Raw genomic sequence first — 3591 nt, forward strand, 5'->3', positions numbered from 1 at the left:
CAACTTCGGCTGCCCGGTGCCCAAGGTCACCAGGCGGGGCGGCGGGTCGGCGCTGCCGTACAAGCGCGACCTGCTCCGGCTCGCGCCGTTGCCCGGCCCGGGGATCGAGATGTCCGGCGCCGGGACGGGCCCGTTGGGGATCGAAGGGGGGAAGTTGTACGCCCGCCACGTTCCGGAGGCGTCCACGTATCCCTGCTGGCCGGCCGAGTTGCGCGCGACGACGTAGATGTACGTGGCGTCGCCGCGCCCGGAGTTGTTGGTGACGGTGAACGGCAACTGCGCGACGGCCGCGCTCGCCGTCTGCTGACCGGCGAAGACGATCGCCTGGGCCAGCAGCACGGAGGCGACCAGACCTCGTCGCCACCGTCGGGACAACACGTGCATACCTCGGCTCCTCTCGGGGGGGGACCACGCCGGACCGGCCCTCCCCGCCCGGCGTGAGGGCACCGCGGTGGAGTTCGGTGGCGGGGCCGCGCCCCAGCCGTCGAAGAGTGCCCTGAGCGGCCAAGGAGGGGAGGACGGGGGCGACGGCGAACACCGCCGCGCCGGTCGGCACGGTGAGTCTCACGGCAGTCTTTTCGCGGGGGGTGAATGAGACGTGAGAGCGCTCTCAGAAAAGAACCTTTACAGTTTACTCGCCGCTCGTCAAGCCCTAACAGGGTCGTGTTGACTCAACCGATGAGGTGCCGGGTTCCGAGGACGTCCTGGCCGGCCGGCGCGGGCCGGCCTGGACGTCATGATCAGACGAGGTCGAACCGGTCGAGGTTCATCACCTTGTCCCACGCGGCGACGAAGTCGCGCACGAACTTCTCCTTCGCGTCATCGCTCGCGTAGACCTCCGCGAGCGCGCGCAGCTCGGAGTTCGACCCGAAGACGAGGTCGGCACGGCTGCCGGTCCACTTGACCTCGCCCGTGGCGATGTCGCGGCCCTCGAAGGTGTTCGCGTCCTCCGACGTCGCCTTCCACGTCGTGCCGAGGTCGAGCAGGTTGGCGAAGAAGTCGTTGGTCAGGGTCCCGGGGGCCGTGGTGAGGACGCCGAGCGGCGACTGCTGGTGGTTCGCGCCGAGGACGCGCAGGCCACCGACGAGGACCGTCATCTCGGGGGCGCTCAGGGTGAGCAGGTTCGCCCGGTCGATGAGCAGGTACTCGGCCGGAAGCCGGTTGCCCTTCCCGAGGTAGTTGCGGAACCCGTCGGCGGTCGGTTCGAGCGCGGCGAACGACTCCACGTCGGTCTGCTCCAGCGACGCGTCCGTGCGGCCCGGCGTGAACGGGACCTCGACGTCGAAGCCGGCGTCCTTGGCGGCCCGCTCGACGGCGGCGCCGCCGGCGAGCACGATCAGGTCGGCGAGCGAGACCTGCTTGCCGCCGGTCTGGGCCGCGTTGAAGGACTCCTGGATCTCCTCCAGGGCGCGCAGCACCCTCGCCAGCCGGTCGGGGTCGTTGACCTCCCACCCGCTCTGCGGCTCAAGGCGGACGCGCGCGCCGTTCGCGCCGCCGCGCTTGTCGCCGCCACGGAAGGTCGAGGCCGACGCCCACGCGGTGGACACGAGCTGGGACACAGAAAGGCCCGAGGCGAGGATCCGGTCCTTGAGCGAGGCGACGTCCCCGGCGTCGACGAGCTCGTGCGTCACCGCGGGCAGGGGGTCCTGCCACAGCAGCGTCTCGGCCGGGACCTCCGGGCCGAGGTAGCGCACGACCGGGCCCATGTCGCGGTGGGTCAGCTTGAACCACGCCCGGGCGAAGGCGTCCGCGAACTCACCGGGGTTCTCCAGGAAGCGTCGCGAGATCTGCTCGTAGACCGGGTCCACGCGGAGCGCGAGGTCGGTCGTCAGCATCGTGGGGGCGTGGCTCTTCGACGGGTCGTGGGCGTCGGGGACGGTGCCCGCCCCGGCGCCGTCCTTCGGCTTCCACTGGTGCGCGCCCGCGGGGCTCTTGCTCAGCTCCCACTCGTAGCCGAACAGGATCTCGAAGAAACTGTTGTCCCACGTCACCGGGGTGTTGGTCCACGCGCCCTCAAGGCCACTGGTGATCGTGTCGCCGCCCTTGCCGGTGCCGTAGCCGTTCTTCCAGCCGAGGCCCTGCTCCTCGATCGAGGCGGCCTCGGGGTCCGGGCCGACGTGCTCGGCCGGGCCCGCGCCGTGGGTCTTGCCGAAGGTGTGGCCGCCCGCGATCAGGGCGACCGTCTCCTCGTCGTTCATCGCCATCCGGCGGAACGTCTCACGGATGTCGCGGGCCGCGGCGAGCGGGTCCGGGTTGCCGTTCGGGCCCTCCGGATTGACGTAGATGAGGCCCATCTGGACCGCGGCGAGGGGGTTCTCAAGCTCCCGGTCGCCGGTGTAGCGCTCGTCGCCGAGCCAGGTGGACTCGGGGCCCCAGTAGACGTCCTCGTCGGGCTCCCATACGTCCTCACGACCGCCGGCGAAGCCGAAGGTCCTGAAGCCCATCGACTCCAGGGCGACGTTGCCGGCGAGGATCATGAGGTCGCCCCACGAGAGCTTCTGGCCGTACTTCTTCTTGACCGGCCACAGCAGGCGGCGGGCCTTGTCGAGGTTCCCGTTGTCCGGCCAGCTGTTGAGGGGGGCGAAGCGCTGCTGGCCGGCCCCGGCGCCGCCGCGGCCGTCGCTGATCCGGTACGTGCCCGCGCTGTGCCACGCCATCCGGACCATGAACGGGCCGTAGTGGCCGTAGTCGGCCGGCCACCAGTCCTGCGAGGTCGTCAGCACCTCCGCGATGTCCTGCTTCACGGCCGCGAGGTCGAGGCTGTTGAACGCCTCGGCGTAGTCGAACTTCTCGCCGAGGGGGTTGGCCACGGCGGGGTTCTTGGCGAGGATCCGCAGGTTGAGCCGCTCATGCCACCACTGGCGGTTTCCGCCGCCCTGAGTCGGGTGCGGGGCGCGCTCGTGCGCGACCGGGCAGCCGCCTCCTTCCTCCGTCTTCGCGTCTACGACGATCGCGTCATGGTTCTCAGACATTAGGGTCCTTCCGGATTACGCTGATCACAGTGCTCAGGAACTGCGGGCGGTGGAACAGTCGAGGCACAGGCCCCAGTAGATGACCTCGGCCTCGTCGATCGTGAAGCCGTGGTGGTCGGACGCGGTCAGGCAGGGCGCCTCGCCGACCGCGCAGTCGACGTCGGCGACGGCACCGCACGACCGGCACACGACGTGGTGGTGGTTGTCGCCGATGCGTCCCTCGAACCGGGCCGGGCTGCCGGCCGGTTCGATCCGGCGCACGAGCCCCGCCGCGGTGAGCGCGTGGAGGGCCTCGTACACGGCTTGAAGGGAGATATGGCCGACGCGGTCACGCACCCCCGAGGCGATCGCCTCGACGCCGAGGTGATCACCGCCCCGGACGGTCTCCAGCAGTGCGACGCGGGCGGCCGTCACCCTCAGGCCTGCCCCGCGCAGCTCCTCGGCGATGGTCGGAGTCTTGGGTGCGGTCACGGCGCCAAAGCTATCGTCATAAACACGAGCTATTCAAGACAGCTAACGGTCCAAGTGTCGCCGGCCAGGCTTATGGGACCACCGAGGGTGGTTTTCTGCCACGAGCATGGGACCACCCGGTTGCCAGTGATGGGACCACCCCGCGTGT

At 70.3% G+C, this 3591-nt stretch carries 3 protein-coding genes; 1 reads left to right on the forward strand and 2 read right to left on the reverse strand.

Going from position 1 to position 3591, the window contains the following annotated elements:
- The first annotated feature begins 16 nt into the window (after positions 1 to 16).
- Positions 17 to 226 carry a hypothetical protein gene (locus tag AB0B89_RS35410; RefSeq protein ID WP_358561853.1) on the forward strand — a complete coding sequence of 70 codons (210 nt, stop codon included), beginning with the start codon at positions 17 to 19 and terminating at the stop codon, positions 224 to 226.
- A gap of 514 nt (positions 227 to 740) precedes the next feature.
- On the opposite strand, the gene katG is transcribed toward AB0B89_RS35410, so the two are convergent.
- Together katG and AB0B89_RS35420 are read right to left on the reverse strand one after the other, a co-directional pair.
- Positions 741 to 2972 (reverse strand): catalase/peroxidase HPI, encoded by a 2232-nt coding sequence (gene katG, locus AB0B89_RS35415; RefSeq protein ID WP_358561847.1) that lies wholly within the window; start codon positions 2970 to 2972, stop codon positions 741 to 743.
- Positions 2973 to 3005: 33 nt separating this feature from the next.
- Positions 3006 to 3443, reverse strand: coding sequence for a Fur family transcriptional regulator (locus AB0B89_RS35420; protein ID WP_358561850.1), 438 nt, complete (start codon positions 3441 to 3443; stop codon positions 3006 to 3008).
- Between the last annotated feature and the right edge of the window lie 148 nt (positions 3444 to 3591).

Origin of the sequence: Sphaerisporangium sp. NPDC049002, from assembly GCF_040649355.1 — a bacterium.
GTDB lineage: Bacteria > Actinomycetota > Actinomycetes > Streptosporangiales > Streptosporangiaceae > Sphaerisporangium.

Excerpts from the sequence above, each read along its gene's own strand:
- katG (WP_358561847.1), bottom strand. The coding sequence starts at position 2,972 with ATGTCTGAGAACCATGACGCGATCGTCGTAGACGCGAAGACGGAGGAA.